The organism is Mesorhizobium sp. MC2-1-1 (assembly GCF_057597255.1).
On the sequence record NZ_CP195205.1, the window covers coordinates 4,633,377 to 4,658,418 of the forward strand.

A 25,042-nucleotide genomic window follows, 5' to 3' on the forward strand; every position below is an offset into this window, starting at 1 on the left:
GCGACCGTCGAATTCACGGCAGGCTCCCACCCGCCTCTGCGTCATCGCCATCGGTTGCGGACGCCTTGGCGGGATCGAAGCCGGCCTTCAGCCGCACGCCGCGCCCGCCGCCCTGGCTGGCAGCACCTTCCCCGATCAGTTCAATGCCGGCCGCCTCCAGCGCCGCGATCAGCTTCATCAGCGAATCGACATTGCCCCGGATGATCGAGCCACTGGCTTCCATGCGCTGGATCGTCGGCACCGAAAGCCCTGACCACTCGGCAAGCCGACGTTGGTCGATGCCGAGCAGCGATCTGGCTGCGCGCAATTGCGGTGCGGTTATCACCGGCGACTCTCTCGTTCAGTGCTGAGATATGAGGTCTCGGTGCTGCACCTTACATTAAAATGTCTAATCGTCAAGGATTGATGTTTAAAACATCTATGTTGATGGCGGGGCGCGGTCGGTCGGCAGAGGTTCTCCCACGTTTTGCATGCAGACGTGCAGGGCAGATCAAACCACATCGGCGCTACGGGCGAAGAGAATGTCTGCCGGCGAGGCAATTAGGAGCGGCACGGAAATCGAGGATGAGCACGACCTCTTCGCCGCGCCGCAGGTGCCAACGGCGCTGCATCTCGGGGCGGCGCGACGGGCGGAACTCTCAGCACCTAGGCGCGGGATAAGCTAGCGCCAGAATTCTTGGGGAGATAGCGAAGCGAACTGTCAGCCGCTGGCCGGATGACGTCACCGCGTTGCCGGCTTCGAAGTCGACGGCAATGTCCTCGAAACCGAGCACGCAGCCGTCGAGGGGAAACGTTGCCTTGTAGACCGCTTCCTTGACCGCAAACAGAAGGCGGCTTCCCATGCCCGGATCGACGTCGCCCATGCGGTCTTGCGGCGCGCAAACCATTGACCACAGGTCCGCAGGCAACGGCAAGGCAGGCTCGACGTCGACGCCGACGCTTCTCATCGCATCCATTCGCGCGGCTACCGCCACTGCCATCTCGCCGTCATGGGCGATGGAGCCGACAATGCCCGGCGGCCAAATCGGGTTTCCCTGGCGGCCTCGCGACACTGCGACATCGGCGGATTCCAAACGTCCCAGCAATTCATGTACAATCCAGCGGCCCGCTCCGCTCGCAGCGAGGGCTTTGTGTTCGCGTGTGGCGATCGAGTCCCGTTCCGCCGGCAGCAGATGTCGTTCATCCCCCATCTGGATCCGACGGCAGGCGGTCAGCAGGCGAGGTGGCGCAAGGCTGGCCAGCGCCCGATCCGTGGCGACGGCAAGCGGTTCGCTTTCGGAAGAGGCGGGCACTTGCTATCGGCTCAACTCAAGCACGGCGATCATCTCGTCGTCCTCGTCCAGTCCCTGTTCCACGAACCAGAAGCGGGAATAGAGGCGGCGAGTTGGCTCATTGTCAGGCTCGTAGCAGATCGAAGCGCAGCGGATATGCCAGAGGCGCGCTATCTCTTTCAGTACCTTGGCGACCGGGGCATGACCCGGGCCCCTGCCCTGTTCGCGGCAGTCGATCATGAGACGGTAGACCATCGCCTGGTCATCGCCTTCCGCCGCGCTGTACATCAGGAATCCGGCGACCTGTCCGGCGGCGATGACGGCACGCGCGATGGCCTCCCGATCATGGCTGGCCTCCGCCAAGCACTCTCCGTTGGAGGCGATCCGCCTTTGTTGCTCCGGCAAAAGTTCGAGAGCAAGTACCTCCGCCCGGTTGCCCTTGCCGATTGGCTCCAGCACAACCGGGCGATCGGGCTCGACGACGTGTCTGGTCACGGAGCGTGTCCGATTTCCATTGCGCGCGCATCGATCGGGGTCACCACGCCGTAGAGCTTCGCTGGGTTACCGCGCCAGACAGTGTTCGGCTCGAGCACCTCGCCCTTCATGACAAAGCAGTCGACGTCTGCCACGGAGCCTTCGCCCATCACAACGGCATAATGGACGAAGGACGATGGTGCCAGCGTGCAGCCATTGCCGATACGGATATAGTCGGACTTGAACGCGCCTTCCTCGAGCGAGTGCGGCTGGATCACGCAGCCTTCGTTGAGCGTCACGTCGTCGCCTATTTCCACCAGCGACCGCTCGGTGATGATGCAACCGCCGTCATAGAGCCGCAGCCCGACCTTGACACCCAGCATGCGCAGGATGATCGGCCGGAACGGCGTGCCGGTGAACAGGCCCATGATCGGCGAATCGGACAGCTTCCAGTGACGTTCGTGCCGCCAGAAGACCGGGTCGTAGATCGTCGCCATCCTCGGCTTCAACCGACGGAAGCCGAGACTGGCCCGTTCGAGGAAGATGTAGAACGGGATGCCGATCGCCGTGGTCAACATCACCGCCACGAAGAGGGCCGTCGCCCCCCATTCAGTATAGTAGTTGAGCGCCCGGTCCCATATGGCGAGGGTCAGGAACAGGATCAGCCACTGCGCGGCTACGAACATCAACGCGGTGACCAGGTTATGCAGGTTCTTCAACGGCAGGCGGCGATTGCGCTCTTTGTCGGAGATCAATCCGAGAAGCTCCTTGTCGCGATTGACCATGCGGGGAATTTCGAACGGCGGCGAACCCAGAAGGCCTACATTCTCGCGCATGGGGCCTTCCACCGGAACATGGACTTTGGTTCCGAGCAGGCAATTGTCCCCGACATGGGAATCCGGTGAATAGATAATGTTGTTCCCGAAGAAGTTGCGTTCGCCGACCCGCGTATGCTCAAGGCGGAAGGAGTTGGCCGACTTCTGCATGTTGACCATGAACAGGCCGTCGGAGACCATCGTGTGCGAACCGATCTCGCTGAGCTGCGGATTCTCGTGCCGCTGGTTGGTGCCGAAGTTCGACCCGGTCTGATCCACCTTGTTCAATTTCCAGCCTATGGCGCGCAGATAGTAGATGATCGCCGAGCTGTCGCCGAACAGCACATTCAGCAGCCGCACGTTGCTGATCAGCTCGAGCATGGTCTGCAGCCAGTAGTGGAACCCGTAGAGCGAATAGTTCCGACCAGGCTTCAGCATGAGGTTGAACAGCCGCGGCACGATCGCCGCCAAGAGCACGCCGCCGACGATGAAGCCGACCACCGTCACGGTCGTGCCGATCGCCACGACGCCGATGGTCTCGTCGTAATCGTCACCGACATTTTCCCAGTAACTGTGAAACAGCAGCGGGAACGGCGTGACGATCGCAAAGAGGATGAAGAGCTGGATCGCCTCGTAGATGAAGCGGCGCAATCTCGTCATCGGGACGTTAGGAACGGTGCAGTAGTTCGCCTCGGTCGGGATAGCCGGCGAGCCGTGCCACCGCTCGCCGGCGGGGATCGACTGCCCGCGATGCAGTGACGAGGCATGGCCAAGCTGGGTTCCGTCGGCCATGCGCGTGTCGATGTCGAGCGTGGAGCCGACCCCGACGAAGGCGTTGTTGCCGATATTGACCGGCCCGGTATGGATGTAGCCGGCCTGGGCCCGAAAGCCAAGGATCGTCGAGTCCTTGCGCAGAATCGAGTTGTCGCCGATGGTGATCAGGTCGGTGCAAACCGGAACGGCCCGGCACTCGACCACCGCACGGCTGCCGAGACGCGCGCCGAGGAGGCGTAGATAGAGGCTGTAGAGCGGACTGCCACGAAAAAGCACCACCGGAGCGCTGCGGATCAGCGTCTTCACGATCCAGAAGCGATAGTACCGCCAGCCCCAGATCGGAAAGGTTTCGGCCTTCCAGCGGCCGACCAGCAGCCATTTGGCGACGACGGCGAAGCCGCTCAGCCCGAAGAACACGCCGGCCGACAGAACAACGCAGCGCATATAGAGCTTCGGCGCGTCGTCCAGCGCGTCATAGACCCAGCTGAGCCCGTCATTGACCAGCCAGAGCGCGGCATAGGAGTAGGCTGCATAGAACACGAGCTGGCCCAAGCCCGTAGCCCAGATGGCGAAATTCGAGGCGCGATGCGTCAGCATCGGCTCGCTCGCAGCCACCGCGGCCAACTGCGGCGCCCGCAGATGCTCGGCGAGCTTGGCGACCGTCGGGTTCAGGTAGATGTCGCGCATCGATGTCGTGGACCACGCCTTGCGCGAGCGGATGCGCGCGCAGAACCGCGCCATCAGCAAGGAGTTAGCGCCCAGATCATCGAAGAAGTGATCTTCGATCGAGATATCCTCGAACTTCAACACGTCCTGCAGCGTGTCGACCAGAAACCTCTCGTCCTCGTTGCGCGGGTCGATCATCGCATGGCCCGCGGCAACGCGGGCGCTGGTCGGCTTCGGCAGCTTTCGCAGGTCAACTTTGTTGGACACCGTCATCGGGATTGCGGGTAGCTGCTCCAGATAGGCTGGAACCATGTAATCGGGCAGCCGCCGCTTGAGTTCCTGCACCAGCGCGGTGCGATCCACGCCGTCCCGGCCGCATTTGGGGGCGTAATAGCCTACCAATTCCGTGCGCTCGGGCTCGATCTCCCATGTTGTGACCACCGCCTGGGCGATGCCCGGTTGATCCAGCATTACACTCTCGATCTCGCCCAGTTCGATGCGATACCCGCGGATCTTCACCTGCGTGTCTATGCGGCCGTGATATTCGATCTCGCCCGTGTCGTTGATGCGGCCAAGGTCCCCTGTTCGATATATGCGGCCGCTGGGGTTGTTGGGCAGGCCGACGAAATCATGGATGAATTTCTCGTCCGTCAGTTCCGGCCTGTTGAGATAACCGACCGCCACGCCCATGCCGCCGATGCAGATTTCGCCCAACTCGCCGCCGGTGAGTACCTTAGGCTCCTTCGGGTCGAGAATGGCTATGGAATAGGTGGGAAGCGGCCTGCCGATCGTCACCTGTTCGTCCGGCGTCAGCAAGGCCATGGTGGCGGTGACTGTGGCTTCGGTCGGGCCGTAGGTGTTCAGGATTTGGCGGCCGGGCCTCGCCCATCGCACGACCAGCTTGTGCGAGCATGCCTCTCCGCCGACCAGGATCGCGCGGAGACTCGGCGCGTCGGTCTCGATCGACGACAACAGAGTGGGGCTGCAGGCCATGCAGGTGATGTTGTGCTCGCGCAGGAAACTGGCCAGTTCCTCTCCAACGAGAGGCTGCTGGCCGGGCGCAGGCACAACTGTGGCGCCGGCTGCGAACGGCACCCAGATCTCTTCCGAGGAGAAGTCGAAAGCGATGGTCATGCCCTGGTACACCCGGTCGCCAGGCTGATATCCGTAGGAAGTCGCCGCGACGCGGATGAAGTTGCAGAAGCTTTGGTGAGTGATGACCACGCCCTTAGGCTTGCCTGTGGTGCCCGACGTGTAGAGGATGTAGCAGGTTTGATCCTCGCTGCCGTCCGGCAACGGCACCGTTTCAGGCTGGAGCGCGATTTCGGATTCCGCCGAGTCGGCCGAAATGTGCGGCACCGGCAGGCGTGCCACGCGCGCGGCATAGCCGGAAACGCTGATCACCATAGTGACGTTGGCATCCTCGATGATCATCACCATGCGATCTTCGGGAAACGCTGTGGCCAACGGGACAAACGCCGCCCCAGCCTTCATGACGGCAAGCACCGCGATATAGGTTTCGGCGGAGCGATCCAGCAAAAGCCCGATCCGATCCCCGGGCTTCACGCCGCGCTCGATCAGGAGATGCGCAAACTGGTTGGCACGGTTGTCCAACTCGCGGTAGGACCAGGCACGGCCGCCGGAAATGACCGCGGGCGCGGCGTCGAAGCGGCTGGCTAGGTCGCCGAAGAAGCGGTCGAGCCGCTCATGAGGTTCGCCTTTCTGGACGAAATCGGGGCCGATGAGGATCTGCTCGCGACCGGGGGATTGTGCAATTGCTTTGACCACGCGCGACTTCTGCCGGACGGGCTTGGGTACTTCATTGAGCGACATTGGTGACCCCGCGGACGAGTGCTGGCCCGCACATGCAGTGATTGGCAAAAGTACAAGAAATGGCGATGCCGGACCAGTAGTCCCCTCGTGGCCGACCGGCCTGGCCGGGCGTGTCGGAACAGAACTGGGCCGATTTCCGCTGGCGCTATGTCGCTACCCTGATGGCCGATCCGTGACGATCAGGCGACTTCACGAATATTTGATCAGGTCATGTCGCATTACGGCGATCAACGGCTGATTTCGGCGACGGCTAACTTACCGAAACCCGAAGCCGCAACGCGTTGGCCATGGACGGACTTCACCGTCAGGCGACAGCCTTCGCCACCGCCCGTCCCGCGCTGCGGCCGGAGAAAATGCAGCCACCGAGGAAGGTGCCTTCCAGCGCCGCATAGCCGTGCACGCCACCGCCGCCGAAGCCGGCGACCTCGCCGACTGCATAGAGCCCGGGCACCGGTTGCCCCTCAGCGTCGAGCACGCGGCTGTCGAGGTCGGTCTGCAGCCCGCCCAGCGTCTTGCGGGTGAGGATGTTGAGGCGCACCGCAATCAGCGGGCCGTTGGCCGGGTCGAGCATCTTGTGCGGCTTGGCGGTGCGGATCATCCTGTCGCCGAGATAGGCGCGCGCGCCGCGCAGCGCGGTGATTTGCGCATCCTTGGAGAAAGGATTGTCGAGCTGCATGTCGCGGGCGCGGATCTCGCGTTCGACCTGCGCGACATCGAGCAGCGGCTCGCCACCGGCCAGCGCGTTCATGCGCGCCACAAGCTTGGCAAGGTCGGCCTCCACAATGAAATCCTCGCCCTTTTCCATGAAGGCTTTCACCGGGCCGGGAATGCCGCTTGTCGCGCGGCCCAGCACCTGCCGCCAACTTTTTCCGGTGAGGTCGGGGTTCTGCTCGGAGCCCGACAGCGCGAACTCCTTCTGGATGATCTTTTTGGTCAGGATGAACCAGGAATAGTCGAAGCCGGTGCCCATGATGTGGTTGAGCGTGGCAAGTGTGTCGAAACCCGGATAGAGCGGCACCGGCAGCCTCTTGCCGCACGCGTCGAGCCACAGCGAGGAGGGACCGGGCAGGATGCGGATCGCGTGGTCGGTCCAGATCGGTGACCAGTTCTTGATGCCCTCGACATAGTGCCACATGCGGTCGCGGTTGATGATGGAGCCGCCGGCCGCCTCGGTGATCGCCAGCATGCGGCCGTCGACATGGTCCGGCACGCCGCTGATCATGCGCTCCGGCGGCGCGCCAAGGCGACGCGGCCAGTTCTGGCGCACCAGGTCGTGATTCCCGCCGATGCCGCCGGACGCGACGATGACCGCTTGCGCATGAAGCTCGAAGTCTCCTGTCACGTTGCGCGAGCTCTTGCGGCCGCGCTCGACGCTGCTCGGCTCCAGCACGTCGCCGCGCACGCCGGTGACGGTGTTGCCAGTGCGGATGATTTCGTTGACCCGGTGGCGGAAGCTGAACTCGACCAACCCCAGCTTTTGCGCCTCACGCACGCGTTCGACGAACGGCTCCAGCAAGCCAGGGCCGGTGCCCCAGGTGATATGGAAGCGTGGCACCGAATTGCCGTGGCCGGTCGCGTTGCCGCCGCCGCGCTCGGCCCAGCCGACGACGGGGAAGAATTTCAACCCCCGCTCGGCCAGCCAGGAGCGCTTCTCGCCGGCGGCGAAGCCGACATAGGCTTCCGCCCATTTGCGCGGCCAGAAATCCTCAGGCCTGTCGAACGCCGCCGTGCCCATCCAGTCCTCCAGCGCGAGGTCGTGGGAATCGCGGATGCGCATGCGCCGCTGCTCGGGCGAATCGACGAGGAACAAGCCGCCGAACGACCAGAAGGCCTGGCCGCCCAGCGATTGTTCCGGTTCCTGGTCGACGATGATGATCTTCCTGCCGGCCTGCGCCAGTTCGGCCGCCGCGACGAGGCCCGCAAGCCCCGCGCCGACAATGATCACGTCCGCGTCAGCCATCTCTCCTCCCCAGGCTTAGCCGGCAAATTTATAGCGTGGCGCCTAGACGTTCTCCCAGCCGTCCTTCTCGCCGGCGCGGAAGATGGCGTCGATGACCTTCTGGTTGAGCACCGATTCCTCGAGCGCGAAGACGCGGTCCTTGCCGCCTTGCGCGGCGCGCACGAAGGCTTCGCATTCGAGCCGGTATTGCTGCGTGCCCGGGAAGCGGAATACCTGCGCCTCGCTGTGGTTCTGGTTGTGCAGCTCGATGCGGTGGTGGTCGTAGAGCCCGGCATTGAACGGGGCGAAGACCTCGATGAAGCCTTTCTCGCCGTGGAACACCATCACCTGCCGCGCCGCCATCTGCGTGGAGAGGTAGAAGGACAGTTCGAAGTCGCCGAAATCAGCGCGGATCGAGGAATAGATGTCGGTGCCGAAGGTCTTGTCGCGCTCGATTGTCGCCTGCACGCGCAGCGGCTCCTTGCCGGTCGCAAAACGCGTCGACACCGTCGGATAGACGCCGATGTCGGGCAGCGCGCCGCCGCCAAGATCGAGTTGGTTGCGCATGTTCTTGGGGTCGACATTGTAATAGGAGAACGCGCCCTGCACATGGCGCAGCCGGCCGATGGCGCCGCTGGCGATGAGGTCGCGCACCTTGATCCATTGCGGATGGTAGACGACCATGAAGGCCTCGCAGACCAGCACCTTCTTTTCGTCGCGCAGCTTGATCAGCGGGGGGATGTCCTTGGCGTCGAGCGCGAGGGGCTTCTCGACCAGCACATGCTTGCCCGCTTCGATCGCCTTCGCCGTCCATTCGACATGCTGCGAGGTAGGCAACGGGATGTAGACGCCGTCGACCTCCTTGGAGGCAAGCAATTCCTCATAGGAGCCGAAGGCATGGCGGGCGCCGAAACGGTCGCCCAAAGCCCTGGCCTTCGACAGGTCGCGGCTGGCGATCGCCGACAAGACGCCGTTTTCGGAGTCGACGATCGCAGGCAAAAGATGCTCGCGGCCGATCTTTGCCGTCGACAGAACACCCCATCGGAACATCACGCTTCTCCATGTCGGTTTACAGGCGACGAGGTTTGCCCGAAATCGACGGAAAAGCCAATGCGGGTGATCAGCCCCTCTTGCCCGTCAGCGTCATGTCGAAGTCGACGACATTGGAATAAAGCGGAGTGCCGACATCCATGCCGTAGCGCGACCTCAGCACCTTGCCGGTGACGTGGAACTTGATGGTGCCGGATTTCAATCCGTCGAGCTCGGCGCTGAACTTTTCCGGGAACGTCTTGCCGCGCGCCGTCAGACGACCGGTCACCAGCGCCGTCGTGTCGCCGGTGCGGGTCACGCTGGTCGAGCGGAACTGGATTTCCGGATTGTTGGCGGCGTCGAACACAGCGTCGGAGCGAAGGAAGGCGTCGATGCGGCCCTGGCCTGTTCCGACGCTTTCGGGATAGATGGTGAGGTCGACCTTCGAGCGGCCGACATCGCCATTGTCGATGCGGATCGTGCCCTTGAAACGGCCGAAGGCGCCGTCGAAGCCGCCGCCGCCGGCCTTGCCGATGGTGAAGCGGATCGTGGAGCCCGAGGGGCTGATCGTGTAGCTGCCGGCGGCGTCGCTGAGCGCCGCCGCCGCATAGACAGGCATTGCGAGGCAAGCGGCAAAAGCCGCCAATCCGAGGATGCGCGCATTCATGGTTTCGTTCCTTCCGCAGATACGCTTCTTCTGCGTTCTCGCCCCACCAACGAATGATGGGGCGGTTCTATTCCCCGTCTGACGAAGGTGTGATCATCCGGGTCAGCACTCTGTCGCGCAGCATGAAATGGTGGCGCAGCGCCGCCGCCACGTGCAGGGCCACCAGCGCGATCCCGGCATAAGCGAGATACCAGTGCGCCGCCGCCCAGAAGCTTTCCGCGGCATCGGATTCGGCCAGCGGCAAATTGGGCATCACGAACAGGTCGAAGGGCATGGTCGGGATTTCCAGCGTGGATACGGAAACCAGCGCCCAGCCGGAGAGCGGCAGCGCGATCTGAAAGGCGTAGAGCACGACATGGGCGAGGGGTGCAGTCCTGCGCTCCAGCGTTCCGACCGAAGCCGGCAAGGGCGGCGCCGCATTGCCGAGCCGCCAGGCGATGCGCAGGATGATCAGCCCCAGCAGCAGGAAGCCGAAGGACTTGTGCAGTTGGATGAGCTCGAAGGACGTCCGCTGGCTTGTCGTGCGCACCATGACGAAGCCGAGCACGAACTGGCCGATGAAGATGATGCCGATCAGCCAGTGGAGGATGATCATCGCCCAGCCATAGCGGGTCGCGGTGTTGGTGAAGGATTGCATGGAGCGCAAACGCTCTCGCTTGCGACTTTCTTCCGGTCGCGGCTACCCGCTCACCTTGAAGAAATCCACGAACGCTCTCAGCGCCGGCCGCATCTGCCTGCGGCTTGGATAGTAGACGAAGAAGCCATCAAAGGACGGGCACCAGTCGTCCAGCACGCGTATCAATCGTCCGTCGGCGAGCGGCGCATGCACATAAGGCTCGAAGACAAAGGCCAGGCCTGCGCCGTCGACCGCCGCCTGGGCGATCAGATGATCCTCGTCGAGGATCAGCGGTCCTTCCACCGCCATCTCGATTTCCTCGCCGTCCTTCTCGAATTCCCAGCGATAAAGGACGCCGCTGGAGAAACGGAAGCGGATGCAGCGATGGTCGACCAGCTCGCGCGGATGGCGCGGTTTCGGCATGGTCGCGAAATAGGACGGCGCGCCGACAACCGCGCCGCGAAGGTCGGGCCCGATGCGAACCGCGATCATGTCACGCTGCAGGCTTTCGCCGAGCCGCACGCCGGCGTCGAAACCGCCTTCGACCACATCGGTGAAGCGGTCCTCGATGACGATCTCCAGCACGATCTCGGGAAAAGCGGCGGCAAAGGCGCCGAGCCGCGGCGTCAGCACAAGATGCGCGGCGGTGCGCGGCACGCTGAGCCGCAGATTGCCGGCCGGCCTGTCGCGCGCCTCGGCCGCCGTTTCCAGCGCCAGGTCGATCTCGGAAAGCGCCGGCCGCAGCCGTTCGAGCAGCTGCGCGCCCTCCTCGGTCGGCGCGACGCTGCGCGTGCTGCGGGCGAGCAACCGCACGCCGAGCCGCGCCTCCAGGCTCGACACCGCGTGACTGACCGCCGACGGCGCGATGCCGAGCTCGCGCGCGGCGCCGCGGAAGCTGGCGCATTGGGCGACGGCGGCAAGCACCGCCAGCTGGGAGAGATTGGTCCGGTTCATTGTTCCATTTTATAGAGCAAGCCGTGCAAAAGAGAACCAATTATCGAACGAAGCGCAAGGCCGTATCTCCCTCGTATCGCAACAAGGAGATGCGTGATGAAAACCCGCAAGCTAGGAACTGAACTCGAAGTCTTCCCCGTCGGTCTCGGCTGCATGGGCATGAGCTTTGTTTACGGCGGCCAGCCGGAGGCGGAAGCCATCGCTACGCTGCGCCGCGCCGTCGAGATCGGCGTGACCTTCTTCGATACCGCCGAAGTCTACGGCCCCTTCGCGAACGAGATCCTGCTCGGCAAGGCGCTGAAGCCGGTGCGCGACAAGGTCACCATCGCCACCAAATTCGGCTTCAAGATTTCCGAGCACGGCTCCGGCACCGACCGCATGGTCGGCCTCGACAGCCGTCCCGAGCACCTCAAGGCGGTGGCGGAAGCCTCGCTGAAGCGGCTCGATACCGACGTGATCGACCTTTATTACCAGCACCGCGTCGACCCCAACGTGCCGATCGAGGACACGGTCGGCGCCATGGCCGAACTGGTGCGCGAGGGCAAGGTGCGGGCGCTCGGCCTGTCGGAAGTGAGTGCTGCCACGCTGCGCCGGGCGCATGCCGTGCACCCGATCGCCGCAGTGCAGAGCGAATATTCGCTGTGGAGCCGCGATCCGGAGGAGGAAGTCTTCGCCGTCTGCCGCGAGCTCGGCATCGGTTTTGTCCCTTATAGCCCGCTCGGCCGTGGCCTGCTTACCGGCACGATCGGCAAGCCCGACGCGCTTGGCGCCGGCGACTGGCGCCTGACCCTGCCGCGCTTCCAGGCCGAAGCGATGGTAGCCAATAACGTCGTTATCGCAGTGCTGGAAAAGATGGCTGCCGAGAAGGGCATGACAACGGCGCAGCTGGCGCTGGCCTGGGTGCTGCACCAGGGCGACTTCATCGTGCCGATCCCCGGTGCGCGGAAGATGCGCCACCTGGAGCAGAATACGGCGGCGGCGGGGATCGAGCTCAGCACGGCGGAAGTAGCTGCGATAGGGGATGCGCTGTCGCCCGACAAGGTGATCGGCAAGCGCTACACGGAGGAACTGCTGGCGCTGGTGAATGGGTAGCGGCAGGGGCGCTTCGGCGCCCCTTTTTGCCGGGTTATCCTACCAAGCCACCACCTCAATCTCCGGCCAACACTCCAGCGCCCGCTTGCCCTTCGCCTCATGCGTCCGCTGATTATCCAGCACCCGGTTCGGCGTGATGCGAAACGAAAAGATGTCGTCGAGCCCGAACGGCGCCACCAATTCCAGCGCTCCATCCCGCCTGTATCGCACTCCAACCGCATGCGTCTTCGATGCGAAATAGCTCACCGACTCGCTCGCGCTTGCATAGCGCGGGCATTCCTGCCCGAATTTTTGCGGATACCACAGATGCACCCGCGCCTGGTTGCGCACCTCGACCGGCAACGGCAACCCCGCGAAATGCTTCTCCGCCCGGCGAATCACCGCATCTTCGGCCTCGTAGGAAAGGTCGGCGTCGTCGAAATAGAACAGGTCGACATCCTTGATGCCGTAGCCCGGCGGCTTGCCGGTCAGATGGTTCCAGACGCTGTTGTAGAGCGCGCCGGACACCACCAGCCAATCCGGCAGTGCGAGGTGGCGCGCCCGCGCCAGCGTTTCGGCCAGCAGCGGGTCCGCCGCGACGATGGCGAGGAAAGCCGCGCGCTGTTCCTCGAAGGAAAGCCCGGAATAGCGGAGATGGTCCATCGCCCCTTTTGGAGGGCGATTCGCCATCGCTCCGCAATGGCTTAGGCTCTGAGCACGCCGCCCGTCTGCTTGTTGACGTTCTCGACGATCCGCTTGGCCAGCGCCTCGAAATCCTCGTCGGTCAGCGTCTTTTCCACTGGCTGGATGGACACCTCGATGGCGATCGACTTCTTGGCAGCGCCGAGCGACGCGCCTTCGAAGACGTCGAACACCGAAACGCCGGTGACCAGCTTCTTGTCGGCGGCCAAAGCCGCCCGCACCAGCGTGCCGGCCTCTACCGCCTTGTCGACGACGAAGGCGAAATCGCGCTTCACCGCCTGGAATGGCGAAAGTTCGAGCCTTGGCTTGGTGCGCGTCGGCTTGGCCTTCGGCTCAGGCACGGCGTCGACGAACACCTCGAAGCCGCAGATCGGACCTGAGGCGTCCAAACCGTCCAGCGTCTTCGGATGGAATTCACCGAAGGTGCCGAGCACCGTCTTGGGCCCGAGCTTGATCGTGCTGGAACGGCCAGGATGATACCAGGCCGGTCCGCCGGGCTCGATCTGCAGCCGGTCGACCGGCGCGCCGCAGGCTTCAAGCGCCGCGATCGCATCCGCCTTGGCGTCGAACACGCCGACCGGGCCGGCATTGCCGGCCCAGCTGCGCCCCGAACCTTCAAGCCTGGCGGTTCCGCGCCGCACGCCGGCGGCCACGCGCCGCTGCTGGTCGGGCAAGTCGCCCTCATAGGTGCCGGAGACCTCGAACAGCGCCACATCGCCGATGCCGCGGTCGGCATTGCGCTGCGCGGCAGCGATCAGGCCGGGCAGCAGCGAAGGCCGCATGTCGGACATGTCGGCAGCGATCGGGTTGGCAAGCTTCAGCGCCGTCTGGCCGCCGCCGAACAGTTCGGCGTGCTTTGCCGGGATGAACGACCAGGTGACGGCCTCCATCATGCCGCGCACGGCCAGCGCGCGCTTGGCCGCGCGGGTGCGCACCTGCAGCGTCGTCAGGATCTTGCCGTTGACGGCGTCATGCGAGGTGAGCGGCTGCGGCGCGATATTGTCGACACCGTGGATGCGCATCACCTCCTCGACGAGATCGGCCTTGCCGTCGATATCCGGCCGCCAGGACGGCACCGTCACCTCGACGACGTCGCCCGAGCCCTGCAGCGCGAAACCGAGACGGGTCAAGATGTCCAGGCTCTCCGCACGGGGCACCTCGATGCCGGTCAGCCGCTTCACTTCCGAAAGCGGGAAGGACACGATCATCGGCTTGTGTCCGGCATAGCCGGCAATTTCGATCTCGGTCGGCTCACCGCCGCAGAAATCGAGCACCAGCCTGGTCGCGAGCTCGACGCCGGGCACCATGAATTCCGGGTCGACGCCGCGCTCGAAGCGGTAGCGCGCGTCGGTGATGATGCCGAGCGTGCGGCCGGTGCGGGCCGTGGCCATCGGGTCCCAGAGCGCGGATTCGATCAGCACGTCGGTGGTGTTCTCGTCGCAGCCCGAATGCTCGCCGCCCATGATGCCGGCGATGGACTCGACGCCGTTGTCGTCGGCGATCACGCACATTTCCGGCGTCAGCGTGTATTCGCGGCCGTCGAGCGCCAGCACCTTTTCGCCATCCCGTGCGCGGCGCACCACCAGGTTGCCGGCGACCTTCCTGGCGTCGAAGACGTGCAGCGGCCGGCCGCGGTCGAAGGTGACGTAGTTGGTGATGTCGACCAGCGCGCTGATCGGCCGCAATCCGATGGCGATCAGCCGCTGCTGCAGCCATTTCGGCGACGGGCCGTTCTTGACGCCCTTCACAAGCCTGAGCGCGAAGCCGGGGCAGAGTTCGGGCGCCTCGATCGTGACTTTCACCGGCGTCTCGCCCTTGCCGGGAATGGCCTCGACCGCCGCGGTCTTCAGCCGGCCGAGCCCGCTCGCCGCGAGGTCGCGCGCGATGCCGTACACGCTTGTCGCGTCCGGGCGGTTCGGCGTCAGGTTGATTTCGATGACCGGATCGTCGAGATGCGCGTAGGCCGCGAAGCTGGTGCCGACCGGCGCATCCTGCGGCAGGTCGATGATGCCGTTATGCTCGTCGGAGATTTGAAGCTCGCGCTCCGAGCACATCATGCCGTGGCTTTCGACGCCACGGATCTTGCCGACCGAGAGCGTAACGTCGATGCCCGGAACATAGGTGCCGGGCGCGGCGAATGCGCCAACCAGCCCCGCGCGGGCATTCGGCGCGCCGCACACCACCTGCACCGGCGGCTTGCCGTTGCCCGTGTCGACGGTCAGCACGCGCAGCCGGTCTGCATCCGGATGCTGCACCGCCGTCAGCACCTTGGCGATGACGAAGGGTTTCAGCCCCGCCTTGTCGTCGACATGTTCGACTTCGAGGCCGATCGCGGTCAGCCGCTCGACGATCTCGCCAAGCGAGGCGTCGGTCTCGAGATGGTCCTTGAGCCAGGAGAGGGTGAATTTCATGACTGGGTTCCGTTTGGTCCTTGCCCGTCCGGCATGTGTTGCTTGGGTCGGGGCACGCTGGTCTTCAGATGTCTGGGCAGATCGTCCGGCATGTGCAGGAAGGGCAGTTGCTCTCGCACATAGGCATGCTGCGTCGGCTTGAAATACGCCGGCATGTCCATGGCGCCGAGCATGAAATAGATCCTGTTGTCGAGCCGCTGGTCGACATAGGCGATCGGCGAGCCGCAGATGCCGCAGAACGAGCGCTCCACCGGGCCGTTGCGGTAGCTTTTCAGCGACTTGCCGTTGAGCGCGACCTGGTCGGCCATGAAGCCGACAAAGGCCGACACCGGCGCGCCGCTGGCGCGCCGGCAGTCGCCGCAATGGCAATAGCTGATGTGGTGCGGCTCGGCTGATACCTCGAACCGCACCGCGCCGCAGCGGCAGCCGCCGGTGTGAAGTGCCGTCACGCAGACAGCCCCCCGAACAGCGTCGGCAGGTCGAGCGGCCGAAAACCGTAATGCGACAGCCAGCGCACGTCGGCGTCGAAGAAGGCGCGCAGGTCCGGCATGCCGTATTTCAGCATGGCGATGCGGTCGATGCCCATGCCCCAGGCGAAGCCTTGGTATTCGTCTGGGTCGAGCCCGCCGTAGCGCAGCACGTTCGGATGCACCATGCCGCAGCCCAGGATCTCCATCCAGTCCGAGCCTTCGCCGAAGCGCACTTCGCCGGGCCGCGAGCGGTCGCACTGAATATCGACCTCGAGGCTGGGCTCGGTGAACGGGAAGAAGGACGGGCGGAAGCGCATCTTGACCGACGGCACCTCGAAGAAGGCCTTGCAGAATTCTTCCAGCACCCACTTCATGTTGGCAATGTTGGCTGTCTTGTCGATCACCAGCCCCTCGACCTGATGAAACATGGGCGAATGCGTGGCGTCGGAATCCTGCCGGTAGGTCTTGCCGGGGATAACGATGCGGATCGGCGGCTTCTGCCGCTCCATGGTGCGGATCTGCACGGGCGAGGTGTGCGTGCGCAAAAGCTTGCGCTCGCCCTTTTCGTCAGGCTGGAAGAAGAAGGTGTCGTGCATCTCGCGCGCCGGATGCCCTTCCGGGAAGTTGAGCGCGGTGAAGTTGTAATGGTCGGTTTCGATATCCGGGCCTTCGGCGATCGAGAAGCCGAGATCGCCGAAGATCGCCGCGATCTCGTCGATCACCTGACTGATCGGATGGATGCGGCCGCGCTCGGCAGGCGACTGTCGGACAGGGAGCGTGACATCGACCTTCTCGGCGGCGAGCCGGGCGGCGATCGCCACGTCCTTCAGCTCCGCCTTGCGTGCCGCGAGCGCCTCGGTCACGCGGTTCTTCAGGCCGTTGATCGCCGGGCCCTTCACCTGCCGCTCCTCGGCGCTCATCGCGCCCAGCGTCTTCAGCATTTCGGAGACCGACCCCTTCTTGCCGAGCGCCGAGACGCGCACCGCCTCGATCGCCGGCTCGTCGGCGGCAGCCGCGATGTCGGCCATCAGGGAAGCTTCAAGGGTTTCAAGATTTCCATCGGTGGCGTTCAAGGCGAAACTCTCTCGATTGGATGACTGGCATTGAAGCGTGCGGCACCATTTTGGTTACGCGGATGCCAATTTGGTTACATCAGAGGCAAAAGAAAAACCCGCGCCAGCCGTGCCAGCGCGGGTTCCCCAAATCAGTATTAGAAATGCTTGGGAAGCGCTGGCTTAGGCGACAGCGCTCTCAAAAGCATTCGGCGTGGTGTTCTTCAGGTATTCGAGCGCGACCTTGGCCTTGGCGACAAGCGCGGCGAAAGCCTGCGGCTCGTGGATGGCCATGTCCGAAAGGACCTTGCGGTCGATCTCGATGCCGGCCTTGTTGAGGCCGTCGATGAAGCGGCCATAGGTCAGGCCATGCTCGTGGGTCGCGGCGTTGATGCGCTGGATCCACAGCGCGCGGAACGAGCGCTTGCGGTTCTTGCGGTCGCGGTAGGCGTATTGCAGCGACTTCTCCACCGCCTGCTTGGCGATGCGGATGGTGTTCTTGCGGCGGCCGTAGAAGCCCTTGGCGGCTTTCAGGACCTTCTTGTGCTTGGCGTGGGCGGTGACGCCTCTCTTTACGCGTGCCATGTCATGATCTCCTTAAAACGTAACCAGGCCGAATGCTCTAGAGGCCGTTCGGCAGAAAATTCTTGATGACCTTCTTGCCGTCCGGTTCAGCCAGAACCATCGTGCCGCGGGCATCGCGAATGAACTTGTTGGAACGCTTGATCATGCCGTGGCGCTTACCGGCGGCAGCCGACAGCACCTTGCCGGTGGCAGTAATCTTGAACCGCTTCTTGGCGGCCGATTTGGTCTTCATCTTGGGCATTTTGCTACTCCGTATTGGTGGCGCACCATCGCGCTTCTTTTCTCGCTTCGGGCCGACCAAAGCCCGAAAAGCAAATGAAACCGCCACGGCATGCCCTGCCGGGCGGTTTTCTTGGAACGGCGGTCCTATAGATCAAACGGGGCCGGCGCGCAACACCTCAACGGATGCGCTGCTCTGTCTCAGGTCAGGGCAGCGTGAACCACACCGGCAGCATCCCCGACTGCTGCATGCCGTCGATCAGTTCGAAGGCCGGCAGCGCCACCAGGAACACCAGTCCGTCGAGCAGCGTATTCAAAAGCAGGCGCGGCTTGAAGCTGCCGGTGTCGCCTTCCTGGTAGAGCGAGAGATTGGGAAAGAAGCGCGGCACCTTCGCCAGGTAAGCCTGGTAGGGCGCGCCGAGCACTTCCTTCAGATACCGCTCCTCGCGCAGGATGACGATGTGGAAGGCGCCGGCGCATAGCAGCGCAAAGAGAATAATGCCTGAAAACGAGCCGATCTGCGCGCCGACGCCGGCGGCAGCGACCGTCGAAAACACATAGAGCGGGTTGCGAGTGATCGAATAAGGTCCGCCGGTAACCACTTCGGCCGATTTACGTCCGCCGATATAGAGCGTCGACCACAACCGGCCGACAATGCCGAGGAATATCAGGAGCACGCCGAACATCTCGATCGTTTCATGAACCGGCGTGCCCGGCGGAAAGGTCGATTGGCCGAAGAGAAGCGCGGCAAACAGCACAACGATCAGAACGGCCAGCACTATGCGGCGCATATGCTGGTAGCTGCCAAGACCAGGCGTTTGCCTGGCAGGCTTGGAGTTCACTTCATCGGCCATGAGGAAAAATCCGATCGTTTGCCCGCGATCAACTTGATCGTCGAATTGCCCGCGATCGGATCGAAAACAGGCGTCCCGCCGATCGTCGGGACGCCCTGCACCATGATTTTGGCGGGATTTAGCGCGGCGCCAGAACCATCATCATCTGGCGGCCTTCGAGCTTCGGCTCCGCCTCGACCTTGGCGATCGTCGCCACTTCCTCGCGCACCTTGTTCAGAAGCTGCATGCCGAGCTCCATATGCGCCATCTCGCGGCCGCGGAAGCGCAGCGTCAGCTTCACCTTGTCGCCTTCCTCGAAGAAGCGCCGCACGGCCTTCATCTTGGTCTCGTAGTCATGGCTGTCGATGTTCGGGCGCATCTTGATCTCCTTGATCTCGATGACCTTCTGGTTCTTGCGCGCTTCGGCCGCCTTCTTCTGGTTGGCGTATTTCAGCTTGCCGAGATCGAGGATCTTGACGACGGGGGGCACTGCATTGGGCGATATCTCGACGAGGTCGAGCCCGGCCTCTTCGGCCAGCAGCAATGCGTCGTTGATGGAAACATCGCCTCGGTTCTGGCCGTCGGCGTCGATAAGCTGGACCCGGGGCACCCGGATGTCTCGGTTGGAGCGCGGCCCGTCCTTGGTGGGTGCCGCTGCTTTGAAAGGTCTGCGAATGGTCGTGGTCTCCTCGGCCGTTTCGTTCAGGGTTCGGTGAATTCAAACTGCTGGACGCGCCTATGTGGTGAGCGCGGGGCGTGAGTCAATAGCACAGCCCTGTTGGAAAATCACCTGTTCGCTTGCCTTTACCTGCACCAAGCAAAGAAACGCCGCGAGCACTTTTCGTTGAACCACCGCCTGTGCCAAAAGACCGGCGGAGAGGGACAAGCTCATGGCCGCCAGCGTTCCGGTTTTCATCGATGTGGACGGGTCGCGCATCGCCGTCAGGCAGGCGCCCGGCGCCGAGCCCGGCGTGGTCTGGCTCGGCGGCTACAAGTCCGACATGCTGGGCACCAAGGCCGAGACGCTTGCCGCCTGGGCCCGTGGCGAGGGCCGCGCCTATCTGCGCCATGATTATTCCGGCCATGGCGAGTCGGGCGGCGCATTCGCGGACGGCACGGTCTCCAGATGGCTGGCCGAGAGCCTCGCCGTGTTTCGACGGTTCAGCCGGGGCAGGCAGATCCTGGTCGGCTCCTCGATGGGGGCCTGGATCGCGCTGCGCATGGCGCAGGAATTGCGCAAGGCAGGCGAGGATCGCGTTGCCGGCCTGGTTCTGCTCGCCCCGGCGCCGGATTTCACCGTCGAGCTGATCGAGCCGGCGCTGACCGACCGGCAGCGGCGCGACCTCGAGGAAAAAGGCTTCTTCGCCGAGCCGTCCGACTATTCCGACCAGCCCTATATCTACACCCGCGCGCTGATCGAGGACGGCCGCGCCAACCGGGTGATGACCGGACCAATAGACACGCACTGTCCCGTGCACATCCTGCAGGGCCTTGCCGATCCGGACGTGCCCTCCAGCCACGCCCTGAAGCTGGCATCGATGCTCCCGGCCGATGACGTGACGCTGTCGCTTATCCCCGAGGGGGACCATCGCCTCTCGCGCCCGGAGGATCTGGACATGCTGTTGCGCTCGGTCGCCGACATGGTCCGGCGGGTCGCCTGAGCGTGCGCGTCTCCATCCCCATATCCGCCTTCGTCGCGGCGATCGTCGGCTTCGGCGGCACGCTGGCCATCGTCATCGCCGCCGCCAAGGCGGTCGGCGCGACCCAGATCGAGACGGCAAGCGGCGTGACGGCGATCTGCCTTGCCATGGCGATCGAATGCGTGTGGCTGTCCTGGCGCACGAGAATGCCGGTCATCACCGCATGGTCGACGCCTGGCCTTGCGCTCGTAGCCGCCTCCAGCGGCTTCACCATGCCCGAAGCCGTGGGCGCCTTCATCGTCACCGGCATCCTGCTGGTCGCCACCGGCCTGTTCAAGCCATTGACCAGGCTGATCGCGCGGATACCGGCCTCCGTCGCCTCCGGCATGCTGGCGGGCATCGTCGTCACCTTCGCCATCAATGCCGTGAAGACCGTTCCGGCGGATTCCTGGCTCATCTTGCCGCTGATCGCGGCCTTCTTCGTTATCCGCCTGTTCAATCCGGCGCTGTCGGTGCTGGCCGTCCTGGTCGGCGGCGGTGTCGCCGCCTTCCTCACCGGCCGTGTAGGCGGCCTACCGGCGCCGGAACTGTCGACCCTGACGTTGATTATCCCGAGCTTCTCCGCAAGGGCGATCGTCGGGTTGGCGCTGCCGCTTTACCTTGTCACCATGGCCTCGCAGAACCTTTCCGGCCTCGCTGTGCTGCGCGCTGCTGGTTACCACCCCGAACCCGGCCCGCTGATCGGCGTTACGGGCCTGCTTTCGCTGTTGTCGGCGCCGTTCGGGGCCGGAACCACGAATCTGGCGGCGATTTCGGCGGCAATCTGCACCGGCCCCGACGTGCACCCCGACCCCGCCGAGCGTTGGAAGACGGGTCCGTTCTACGCGCTGGCCTACCTCGTCTTCGCCATATTCGGCGCCTCGCTGGTGGCGATCTTCGCCGTGCTGCCGCAGAGCCTGATCGTGCTGGTCGCCGGGCTGGCGCTGATGGCATCCCTGGCCAACGCCCTCGCCATCGCGCTGAAGAAGGAGGGCGAGCGGATGCCCGCGACCATCACCTTCGCCGTCACGGCCTCCGGGCTTGCCCTCTTCGGCGTCGGCGCGGCCTTCTGGGGCCTCGTTGCCGGAATGGCGGTGCATTTCCTCGATAAACTGAAAAAGCGATAATCATTTCAGTCGCTTCGCCGGTTTTGGCAGGACTTGCCTTGAATCGCCCATTTCGCCTTCCCATTTCGATTCCACGCAGCCGGTTTGGCTGTCTCCAACGGAAGGACTGGGAGAAAATGAACACGAGTGCATTGATCCGTCCGGCCTGGACGCCGGCTACCATCGCACTGATGGTCATCGGCTTCATGGTGTTCTGGCCGCTCGGCTTCGCCATGCTCGCCTACATCATCTGGGGCGACCGGCTCGAGGGCTTCAAGCGCGACGTCAACCGCGCCACGGACGGCATCTTCGCTGGCTGCCGCCGCGGCTCCGACAAGGCGGCTCGCTGGGGCTATGGCTCGGCTCGCACCGGCAACGTCGCCTTCGACGACTGGCGCGAGAAGGAACTCGAGCGCCTCGCCGAGGAGCGCCGCAAGCTCGATGAGATGCTGAGCGAGTTCGACGACTATGCCCGCGAACTGCGCCGCGCCAAGGACCAGGACGAGTTCGACCGGTTCATGGCGAACCGCAACAAGTCGACCGCGCCGACCACCACCGGCTCGACCGACAAGACCGCTCCGAAGCGCGGCAAGGGTACGAACCTGCTCGACGACTGAAGCCTCGCGACAGGCTCCGGTATGACAAGCGGCGTCGCGTCCAGCGGCGCCGTTTCTTTTTTGTTCTCTATTTATCCTCCCTCTACTGGCCGTTTTCCTCGAATCGCGTATCGTCCAGCCATGACCATCGGCTTCTTTCGCAATCTGACCAAGCCCAAGGCCGCGCCAGTCGTGGAGCGCGAGCATTGCGTCGCCGGTCGCACGCTGCCGCTGAAGATCGTCGAAAGCGCCAGGGCCAGGCGGCTCACGCTGCGCATCGATTCCGGCGGCCAGGGGCTGCGCGTCACCGTGCCGCCCGGCCTGCGCCGCGGCGAGGTGGAGAAATTCCTCGACCGCCACCAGGACTGGCTGGAGCAGCGCCTGGCCAAGGTGCCGACGAGGCCGCAGGTGCGCCCGGGCATCAGGATCCCGATGCGCGGCGTGCCCCACCGCATCGTGCATGAGCCATCCAAGCGCGGCACCGTCACCGTCTCGCGCGACGAGCGCGGCCCGCTGCTGATCGTTCATGGCGAGCGCATCCATCTGCCGCGCCGCATAGCGGACCATCTCAAGCGCGAGGCCAAGAAGGAGATCGAGAAGCTGGTGGTGAAACACACCGAGGCGATCGGCAAGCGCGCCAAGGCGATAAGGTATAAGGATACCTCCAGCCGCTGGGGGTCATGCACCTCGGAGGGCAACCTCTCCTTCTCCTGGCGCATCATCATGGCGCCGCCGGCGGTGATAAACTACCTGGTGGCGCATGAGGTGGCGCATCTCAAGGAGATGAACCACGGTCCGAAATTCTGGAAACTGTGCGAAAAGCTCTGTCCGGACACCGACCGCTGCAAGGACTGGCTGAAGCGCAACGGCGGCGCGCTGCAGGCGATTGTCTTCGAGTAGCTGCAGCGGATGCAGCAGTGAAAATGAACGCCATTCATCGCCAGGGCAAACGATGGAGCCTAGCCGGGCGAGCTACGCTTCGTCACCCTGGCGTCCGCGCGCCGCTTGGCGTCGCTAGCCCCGGATGACGAAAGCGTCTGGTTGCTCAGTCGTCATTCGCCGCATTCAGTTCTTCCGGCCGCAGCCCTTCCTCGGGATGCGGCCAAGGCAGGAAATTCCGGTCGAACGCGTCGCTGCGGAAATAGTCCAGCGCCCGGTGCGCCTCGGCGCCGTTGTAGGCGGCTTTTTCTATCAGATGCGCGATCACCTCGTGTGCCTGCGCGATCTTCTGCCTCAGTTCCTCGACGGTCCGGTCGGCCATGCTTGTCTCCTGCCATGATGTCCTCAGGAACCTAGCGCTTTCCATCCCCCCTGCAACAGCATGCTTTTTCTCGACTCTTTGGCCGTTTCGTGCCAAGCCCGCGCCATGACGCTCGACATCAAGATCTGCGGATTGAAGACTGACGCCGCGATGGCCGCCGCCCTTGCCGGCGGGGCCAGCCATGTCGGCTTTATTTTCTTCCCCAAGAGCCCGCGCTATATCGAGCCCGTCGATGCCGGGCGCCTGCGCGAAGCGGCGCGCGGCAAGGCCAAGGCGGTCGCCATCACGGTCGATGCCGACGACGCCTTCCTCGACGAGATCGTCGCCAGGATGCGGCCCGATCTGCTGCAACTGCATGGTTCGGAAACACCCGAGCGGGTGGCGGAGCTCAAGGCCCGCTACGGGCTCCCGGTCATGAAGGCGCTGTCGGTCAGCGAGGCGGCGGATCTGGAGCGGATAAAGCCCTATATCGGCGTCGCCGACGGCTTCTTGTTCGACGCCAAGCCGCCGAAGGGGTCGCAATTGCCGGGTGGCAACGGCGTCGCCTTCGACTGGCGCATCCTCGCCGGCCTTGACGCCGGCGTCGATTACATGCTTTCCGGGGGGCTCAACGCCGCCAATATCGGCGATGCTCTTCGCCTTGCCAACCCGCCGGGAATAGACATTTCCTCGGGCGTGGAAAGCGCCCCGGGCGTCAAGGATCCGGCGCTGATCGAACAGTTTTTCCGGGCCGTCCGGGCAGCACGCGACGACCGCGCCGCCTGAAAGTGTTTCCAATCGAGAGTTAGGAGATCGGCGATGAACAAGCCGGCGACACCCAATTCCTTCCGCACCGGACCTGACGAGCAAGGCATGTTCGGCATGTTTGGCGGCCGTTTCGTCGCCGAAACCTTGATGCCGCTCATTCTGGACCTCGAAAAGCACTGGACCTTCGCCAAGACCGACCCGGCCTTCAAGGCCGAAGTCGAGCATCTCAATAAGCACTATACTGGCCGGCCCAGTCCGCTCTATTTCGCCGAAAGGCTGACCGAGCATCTCGGCGGCGCGAAAATCTATTTCAAGCGCGACGAGCTCAACCACACCGGCTCACACAAGATCAACAACTGCCTTGGCCAGATTCTGCTGGCCAGGCGCATGGGCAAGACGCGCATCATCGCCGAGACCGGCGCCGGTCAGCACGGCGTTGCGTCGGCGACGGTTGCCGCGCGCTTCGGCTTGCCTTGCGTGGTTTACATGGGGGCAACCGATGTGCAGCGTCAGGCGCCCAACGTTTTCCGCATGAAGCTGCTCGGCGCCGAGGTTGTGCCGGTAACCTCCGGTCACGGCACATTGAAGGATGCCATGAACGAGGCGCTTCGCGATTGGGTGACGAATGTCGACGACACCTACTACATGATCGGCACCGCTGCCGGTCCGCACCCCTATCCCGAGATCGTGCGGGAACTGCAGTCGGTCATCGGCCGCGAGGCCAGGGAACAGATGCTGGAGGCGGAAGGCCGGCTGCCCGACCTGCTGGTGGCAGCGGTGGGTGGCGGCTCAAACGCCATCGGGCTGTTCCATCCGTTCCTCGACGACACGGATGTAAAGATCGTCGGCGTTGAAGCCGGCGGCAAGGGCCTTGACGGCGACGAGCACTGTGCGTCGCTTACCGCCGGTTCGCCCGGCGTTCTGCACGGCAACCGCACCTATTTGCTGCAGACGTCCGACGGCCAGATCATGGAAGGCCATTCGATCTCGGCGGGTCTCGACTATCCCGGCATCGGCCCGGAACATTCGTGGTTGAAGGAATCCAATCGTGTTGAGTACGTGCCGATCATGGATTCTGAGGCACTCGAGGCGTTCCAGTTGCTGACCCGGCTGGAGGGCATCATTCCGGCGCTGGAACCGGCGCATGCGCTGGCCGAGGTGATCAAGCGCGCGCCGAAGATGGGCAAGGACCAGATCATCGTTATGAATTTGTGCGGCCGCGGCGACAAGGACATTTTCACTGTGGGCAAAATTCTGGGGATGGAGCTTTAG

General features: G+C 64.0%; 25 protein-coding genes. 7 read left to right on the top strand and 18 right to left on the bottom strand.

Translation table 11 applies throughout. The annotated features are described in order from the left end of the window. Nucleotides 1–13: 13 nt before the first annotated feature. From ACR64R_RS23025 to ACR64R_RS23065, 9 genes are all read right to left on the bottom strand, one after another. Nucleotides 14–325 carry a helix-turn-helix domain-containing protein gene (locus tag ACR64R_RS23025; protein ID WP_487358558.1) on the bottom strand — a complete coding sequence of 104 codons (312 nt, stop codon included), beginning with the start codon at nucleotides 323–325 and terminating at the stop codon, nucleotides 14–16. A 313-nt stretch (nucleotides 326–638) separates the two neighbouring features. After that, nucleotides 639–1,190, bottom strand: a complete 552-nt coding sequence (locus ACR64R_RS23030) for a 4'-phosphopantetheinyl transferase family protein (protein WP_487362522.1) — start codon at nucleotides 1,188–1,190, stop codon at nucleotides 639–641. A 105-nt stretch (nucleotides 1,191–1,295) separates the two neighbouring features. Further along, nucleotides 1,296–1,766: a GNAT family N-acetyltransferase gene (locus ACR64R_RS23035; RefSeq protein ID WP_487358559.1), complete on the bottom strand. Its 471-nt coding sequence runs from the start codon at nucleotides 1,764–1,766 to the stop codon at nucleotides 1,296–1,298. Continuing rightward, entirely contained in the window at nucleotides 1,763–5,833 is a 4,071-nt protein-coding gene (locus ACR64R_RS23040; protein ID WP_487358560.1) for a Pls/PosA family non-ribosomal peptide synthetase, read from the bottom strand. Before ACR64R_RS23040 ends, ACR64R_RS23035 begins: the two co-directional genes overlap by 4 nt. A gap of 304 nt (nucleotides 5,834–6,137) precedes the next feature. Then, nucleotides 6,138–7,793, bottom strand: coding sequence for an FAD-binding dehydrogenase (locus ACR64R_RS23045; RefSeq protein WP_487358561.1), 1,656 nt, complete (start codon nucleotides 7,791–7,793; stop codon nucleotides 6,138–6,140). Between the two features lie 42 nt (nucleotides 7,794–7,835). Beyond that, complete coding sequence (locus ACR64R_RS23050) at nucleotides 7,836–8,822, bottom strand: Gfo/Idh/MocA family protein (protein ID WP_487358562.1); 987 nt, start codon at nucleotides 8,820–8,822, stop codon at nucleotides 7,836–7,838. 70 nt (nucleotides 8,823–8,892) lie between these two features. After that, entirely contained in the window at nucleotides 8,893–9,468 is a 576-nt protein-coding gene (locus tag ACR64R_RS23055; protein WP_487358563.1) for a YceI family protein, read from the bottom strand. Nucleotides 9,469–9,535: 67 nt separating this feature from the next. Then, the gene (locus ACR64R_RS23060) at nucleotides 9,536–10,105 is read right to left on the bottom strand and encodes a cytochrome b (RefSeq protein WP_487358564.1); all 570 of its coding nucleotides are present in this window, start codon (nucleotides 10,103–10,105) and stop codon (nucleotides 9,536–9,538) included. A gap of 42 nt (nucleotides 10,106–10,147) precedes the next feature. After that, entirely contained in the window at nucleotides 10,148–11,038 is an 891-nt protein-coding gene (locus ACR64R_RS23065) for a LysR family transcriptional regulator (RefSeq protein WP_487358565.1), read from the bottom strand. Nucleotides 11,039–11,134: 96 nt separating this feature from the next. Here ACR64R_RS23065 and ACR64R_RS23070 point away from each other — a divergent pair, with 96 nt between their 5' ends. Then, the gene (locus tag ACR64R_RS23070) at nucleotides 11,135–12,130 is read left to right on the top strand and encodes an aldo/keto reductase (RefSeq protein WP_487358566.1); all 996 of its coding nucleotides are present in this window, start codon (nucleotides 11,135–11,137) and stop codon (nucleotides 12,128–12,130) included. 39 nt (nucleotides 12,131–12,169) lie between these two features. Here the strand turns inward: ACR64R_RS23070 and ACR64R_RS23075 are convergent, their stop codons facing one another. From ACR64R_RS23075 to infC, 8 genes are all read right to left on the bottom strand, one after another. Then, nucleotides 12,170–12,772, bottom strand: coding sequence for a nucleotidyltransferase family protein (locus ACR64R_RS23075; RefSeq protein WP_487358567.1), 603 nt, complete (start codon nucleotides 12,770–12,772; stop codon nucleotides 12,170–12,172). Nucleotides 12,773–12,813: 41 nt separating this feature from the next. Then, on the bottom strand, nucleotides 12,814–15,222 hold the full coding sequence (gene pheT, locus ACR64R_RS23080; protein ID WP_487358568.1) for a phenylalanine--tRNA ligase subunit beta: 2,409 nt from the start codon (nucleotides 15,220–15,222) through the stop codon (nucleotides 12,814–12,816). Further along, on the bottom strand, nucleotides 15,219–15,671 hold the full coding sequence (locus ACR64R_RS23085) for a GFA family protein (protein ID WP_487358569.1): 453 nt from the start codon (nucleotides 15,669–15,671) through the stop codon (nucleotides 15,219–15,221). The genes pheT and ACR64R_RS23085 overlap by 4 nt, the downstream gene beginning before the upstream one ends. Then, nucleotides 15,668–16,720 (bottom strand): phenylalanine--tRNA ligase subunit alpha, encoded by a 1,053-nt coding sequence (pheS, locus tag ACR64R_RS23090; RefSeq protein WP_487358570.1) that lies wholly within the window; start codon nucleotides 16,718–16,720, stop codon nucleotides 15,668–15,670. The genes ACR64R_RS23085 and pheS overlap by 4 nt, the downstream gene beginning before the upstream one ends. Nucleotides 16,721–16,927: 207 nt before the next feature. After that, nucleotides 16,928–17,329, bottom strand: a complete 402-nt coding sequence (gene rplT, locus ACR64R_RS23095; protein ID WP_042637600.1) for a 50S ribosomal protein L20 — start codon at nucleotides 17,327–17,329, stop codon at nucleotides 16,928–16,930. A gap of 37 nt (nucleotides 17,330–17,366) precedes the next feature. Then, on the bottom strand, nucleotides 17,367–17,570 hold the full coding sequence (gene rpmI / locus ACR64R_RS23100; RefSeq protein WP_027166935.1) for a 50S ribosomal protein L35: 204 nt from the start codon (nucleotides 17,568–17,570) through the stop codon (nucleotides 17,367–17,369). Nucleotides 17,571–17,754: 184 nt separating this feature from the next. After that, on the bottom strand, nucleotides 17,755–18,402 hold the full coding sequence (locus ACR64R_RS23105) for a methyltransferase family protein (protein ID WP_487358571.1): 648 nt from the start codon (nucleotides 18,400–18,402) through the stop codon (nucleotides 17,755–17,757). A gap of 118 nt (nucleotides 18,403–18,520) precedes the next feature. Continuing rightward, nucleotides 18,521–19,057 carry a translation initiation factor IF-3 gene (gene infC, locus ACR64R_RS23110; protein WP_095767981.1) on the bottom strand — a complete coding sequence of 179 codons (537 nt, stop codon included), beginning with the start codon at nucleotides 19,055–19,057 and terminating at the stop codon, nucleotides 18,521–18,523. 214 nt (nucleotides 19,058–19,271) lie between these two features. On the opposite strand from infC, the gene ACR64R_RS23115 reads away from it, so the two are divergent. The 4 genes from ACR64R_RS23115 (at nucleotide 19,272) to ACR64R_RS23130 (ending at nucleotide 22,662) form a co-directional block, all read left to right on the top strand. Next, nucleotides 19,272–20,042, top strand: a complete 771-nt coding sequence (locus ACR64R_RS23115) for an alpha/beta hydrolase (protein WP_487358572.1) — start codon at nucleotides 19,272–19,274, stop codon at nucleotides 20,040–20,042. Between the two features lie 2 nt (nucleotides 20,043–20,044). After that, nucleotides 20,045–21,187, top strand: coding sequence for a benzoate/H(+) symporter BenE family transporter (locus ACR64R_RS23120; RefSeq protein ID WP_487358573.1), 1,143 nt, complete (start codon nucleotides 20,045–20,047; stop codon nucleotides 21,185–21,187). A gap of 116 nt (nucleotides 21,188–21,303) precedes the next feature. Beyond that, nucleotides 21,304–21,783 carry a DUF2852 domain-containing protein gene (locus tag ACR64R_RS23125; protein ID WP_487358574.1) on the top strand — a complete coding sequence of 160 codons (480 nt, stop codon included), beginning with the start codon at nucleotides 21,304–21,306 and terminating at the stop codon, nucleotides 21,781–21,783. 120 nt (nucleotides 21,784–21,903) lie between these two features. After that, nucleotides 21,904–22,662 (top strand): M48 family metallopeptidase, encoded by a 759-nt coding sequence (locus tag ACR64R_RS23130; protein WP_487358575.1) that lies wholly within the window; start codon nucleotides 21,904–21,906, stop codon nucleotides 22,660–22,662. A 145-nt stretch (nucleotides 22,663–22,807) separates the two neighbouring features. Here ACR64R_RS23130 and ACR64R_RS23135 read toward each other — a convergent pair whose 3' ends face one another. Beyond that, nucleotides 22,808–23,023: a hypothetical protein gene (locus ACR64R_RS23135; RefSeq protein ID WP_487358576.1), complete on the bottom strand. Its 216-nt coding sequence runs from the start codon at nucleotides 23,021–23,023 to the stop codon at nucleotides 22,808–22,810. Between the two features lie 105 nt (nucleotides 23,024–23,128). On the opposite strand from ACR64R_RS23135, the gene ACR64R_RS23140 reads away from it, so the two are divergent. Beyond that, nucleotides 23,129–23,788, top strand: a complete 660-nt coding sequence (locus tag ACR64R_RS23140) for a phosphoribosylanthranilate isomerase (RefSeq protein ID WP_487358577.1) — start codon at nucleotides 23,129–23,131, stop codon at nucleotides 23,786–23,788. 33 nt (nucleotides 23,789–23,821) lie between these two features. Further along, nucleotides 23,822–25,042, top strand: a complete 1,221-nt coding sequence (trpB, locus tag ACR64R_RS23145; RefSeq protein WP_487358578.1) for a tryptophan synthase subunit beta — start codon at nucleotides 23,822–23,824, stop codon at nucleotides 25,040–25,042.

What these genes read in the sequence shown, in the direction of transcription:
- ACR64R_RS23065 (WP_487358565.1), bottom strand. Translation starts at nt 11,038, where the DNA reads ATGAACCGGACCAATCTCTCCCAGCTGGCGGTGCTTGCCGCCGTCGCC.
- ACR64R_RS23060 (WP_487358564.1), bottom strand. Translation starts at nt 10,105, where the DNA reads ATGCAATCCTTCACCAACACCGCGACCCGCTATGGCTGGGCGATGATC.
- ACR64R_RS23130 (WP_487358575.1), top strand. Translation starts at nt 21,904, where the DNA reads ATGACCATCGGCTTCTTTCGCAATCTGACCAAGCCCAAGGCCGCGCCA.
- ACR64R_RS23135 (WP_487358576.1), bottom strand. Translation starts at nt 23,023, where the DNA reads ATGGCCGACCGGACCGTCGAGGAACTGAGGCAGAAGATCGCGCAGGCA.
- ACR64R_RS23070 (WP_487358566.1), top strand. Translation starts at nt 11,135, where the DNA reads ATGAAAACCCGCAAGCTAGGAACTGAACTCGAAGTCTTCCCCGTCGGT.
- trpB (WP_487358578.1), top strand. Translation starts at nt 23,822, where the DNA reads ATGAACAAGCCGGCGACACCCAATTCCTTCCGCACCGGACCTGACGAG.
- ACR64R_RS23125 (WP_487358574.1), top strand. Translation starts at nt 21,304, where the DNA reads ATGAACACGAGTGCATTGATCCGTCCGGCCTGGACGCCGGCTACCATC.
- ACR64R_RS23075 (WP_487358567.1), bottom strand. Translation starts at nt 12,772, where the DNA reads ATGGACCATCTCCGCTATTCCGGGCTTTCCTTCGAGGAACAGCGCGCG.
- pheS (WP_487358570.1), bottom strand. Translation starts at nt 16,720, where the DNA reads ATGGCCGACATCGCGGCTGCCGCCGACGAGCCGGCGATCGAGGCGGTG.
- ACR64R_RS23050 (WP_487358562.1), bottom strand. Translation starts at nt 8,822, where the DNA reads ATGTTCCGATGGGGTGTTCTGTCGACGGCAAAGATCGGCCGCGAGCAT.
- ACR64R_RS23140 (WP_487358577.1), top strand. Translation starts at nt 23,129, where the DNA reads ATGACGCTCGACATCAAGATCTGCGGATTGAAGACTGACGCCGCGATG.
- ACR64R_RS23045 (WP_487358561.1), bottom strand. Translation starts at nt 7,793, where the DNA reads ATGGCTGACGCGGACGTGATCATTGTCGGCGCGGGGCTTGCGGGCCTC.
- pheT (WP_487358568.1), bottom strand. Translation starts at nt 15,222, where the DNA reads ATGAAATTCACCCTCTCCTGGCTCAAGGACCATCTCGAGACCGACGCC.
- ACR64R_RS23115 (WP_487358572.1), top strand. Translation starts at nt 19,272, where the DNA reads ATGGCCGCCAGCGTTCCGGTTTTCATCGATGTGGACGGGTCGCGCATC.
- ACR64R_RS23040 (WP_487358560.1), bottom strand. Translation starts at nt 5,833, where the DNA reads ATGTCGCTCAATGAAGTACCCAAGCCCGTCCGGCAGAAGTCGCGCGTG.
- rplT (WP_042637600.1), bottom strand. Translation starts at nt 17,329, where the DNA reads ATGGCACGCGTAAAGAGAGGCGTCACCGCCCACGCCAAGCACAAGAAG.
- rpmI (WP_027166935.1), bottom strand. Translation starts at nt 17,570, where the DNA reads ATGCCCAAGATGAAGACCAAATCGGCCGCCAAGAAGCGGTTCAAGATT.
- ACR64R_RS23030 (WP_487362522.1), bottom strand. Translation starts at nt 1,190, where the DNA reads ATGGGGGATGAACGACATCTGCTGCCGGCGGAACGGGACTCGATCGCC.
- ACR64R_RS23055 (WP_487358563.1), bottom strand. Translation starts at nt 9,468, where the DNA reads ATGAATGCGCGCATCCTCGGATTGGCGGCTTTTGCCGCTTGCCTCGCA.
- ACR64R_RS23105 (WP_487358571.1), bottom strand. Translation starts at nt 18,402, where the DNA reads ATGGCCGATGAAGTGAACTCCAAGCCTGCCAGGCAAACGCCTGGTCTT.